The organism is Mesorhizobium sp. FG116 (assembly GCF_057809835.1).
Genome location: NZ_JBMDKS010000107.1, coordinates 1 through 1,867, shown reverse-complemented (window position 1 = coordinate 1,867; position 1,867 = coordinate 1). Strand labels below are relative to the sequence as shown.

The window sequence follows — 1,867 nt, the reverse complement described above, 5'->3', positions numbered from 1 at the left end:
GTGACGATCCTGAATCTTCCCGAGAGGATGGCCGGCTAGTCGTGGCGGAGGAATAGCCACTTCAGGCAAATGTGTTCCATAAAGCTGTCAGTCCGGATGCGGCGCCAAATCGGCTATTCATCTCGGCTCTGCCGGCGCCCATGCCCATCCTGAACATTTGGGATTACGGGGCCAGGGCGTGGTGATATCTTTTTTAAACAAGTACTTGCAGCGAATGTCGATATCGGTAGTTGCAACCAACCACACAACAAAGATATCTGGCTTGAGGGCCAGATAGTCGCCGATTGACGTCCCTGAAGACACTACTCTCGGCAGGGCGCTCGCCGTCAACGAGTCCTGAGCCTAGCCTTTTAGATAGCGGCGCATGCAATAAAGCAGCGTTGCCTGTTCTACGTTCTCCCTGATGTCGATCACGCGCCCGAAGAGGATGCGATGGGTGGCCTCGTCGACGGAACTGGTGAGCGCGCATTCGAAGCTGACCGAGGCGTTGACAAGCACCGGAACACCCGTGAGGCCCGTAGTCCATTCGTCCTGTGCAAACCGGTCTTCTGACGGAGTGCGCCCGCCGAACACATCGGAAATGGACTCCTGACCCGGCATCAATGTGTTGACGCAGAAATGGCTCGCGTTTTTGAAAGCACGAAAACATGAGCTTGCGCGATTGATGCAGACCAGAAGCGTTGCCGGCGTGTCGCTGACGCTGCAGACGGCCGAGGCTGTAAAGCCGAAGCGCTGACCGCCAGAACTGGTGGTGACCACGCTGACGGCCGAGCCGAGTCGCGACATGCCATTGCGAAACGCGTGCTTGTCCACAATGCTGAAGCGGTGATCCATCATTCCCATGTCGGCCTCTCGGCGCTGACGGTGGGCGACCCAACCGGTCGCGCAACGTCCCATGTTCCCAATTCGGTGCGGTAAGTCTGGCGCGCCCCGGAATCTCTTCGGGGGGCGTGCGAATGATGTTGGAGGCCCTTAAGCCGAGAGCTCCTTGCGGACGATTTCGGTGCCGGCGCTCAACGCCTGCAGCTTGCCCTTGGCGACACGCCGCGACAGTGGGGCCATGCCGCAATTCGTGCAGGGGCAAAGCTTGTCGGCGTCGACGAACTTGAGCGCCTTGCGCAGCGTGTCGGCGACTTCCTCCGGAGTCTCGATCGTGTCGGATGCCACGTCGATGGCGCCCACCATCACCTTCTTGCCCCGAATGAGCTCGATCAGATCCATCGGAACATGCGAGTTGTGACACTCCAGCGAGACCATGCCGATCCCGGATTTCTGCAGCTTGGGGAAGGTCGACTCATATTGCCGCCATTCCTCGCCGAGAGTCTTCTTCCAGTCGGTGTTGGCCTTGATGCCGTAGCCGTAGCAGATGTGGACGGCGGTTTCGCACTTGAGCCCCTCGATTGCCCGCTCAAGCGTGTCGACGCCCCACGCGTTCACCTCGTCAAAGAAGACGTTGAAGGCAGGCTCGTCGAACTGGATGATGTCGACGCCGGCAGCTTCCAGTTCCTTGGCTTCCTCATTGAGGATCCTGGCGAACTCCCAAGCGAGCTTTTCGCGGCTTTTGTAGTGATCGTCGAATAGCGTATCGATCATCGTCATCGGACCCGGCAGAGCCCATTTGATCGGCTTGTCGGTCTGCTTGCGCAAGAATTTCGCGTCTTCGACGAAGACCGGCTTCTGGCGCGACACTTCACCGACGACGGTGGGCACGCTCGCATCATAGCGGTTCCGGATTCGGACGGTCTCGCGCTTCTCGAAATCGACGCCGTCGAGGTGTTCGATGAAGGTGGTGACGAAATGCTGGCGGGTCTGCTCGCCGTCGCTGACGATGTCGATGCCGGCCTGGCGCTGGTCGTCGAGCGACAGA

The 1,867-nt window shown here is 59.3% G+C and carries 2 protein-coding genes; both read right to left on the bottom strand.

Features of this window, described 5'->3' with window-relative positions:
- Positions 1-342 precede the first annotated feature (342 nt).
- Entirely contained in the window at positions 343-843 is a 501-nt protein-coding gene (locus ACODTY_RS23915) for a flavin reductase (protein ID WP_488996666.1), read from the bottom strand.
- 129 nt (positions 844-972) lie between these two features.
- Positions 973-1,867: methionine synthase (locus ACODTY_RS23910; RefSeq protein WP_488996665.1), on the bottom strand; the 895-nt coding region annotated here is incomplete at its 5' end.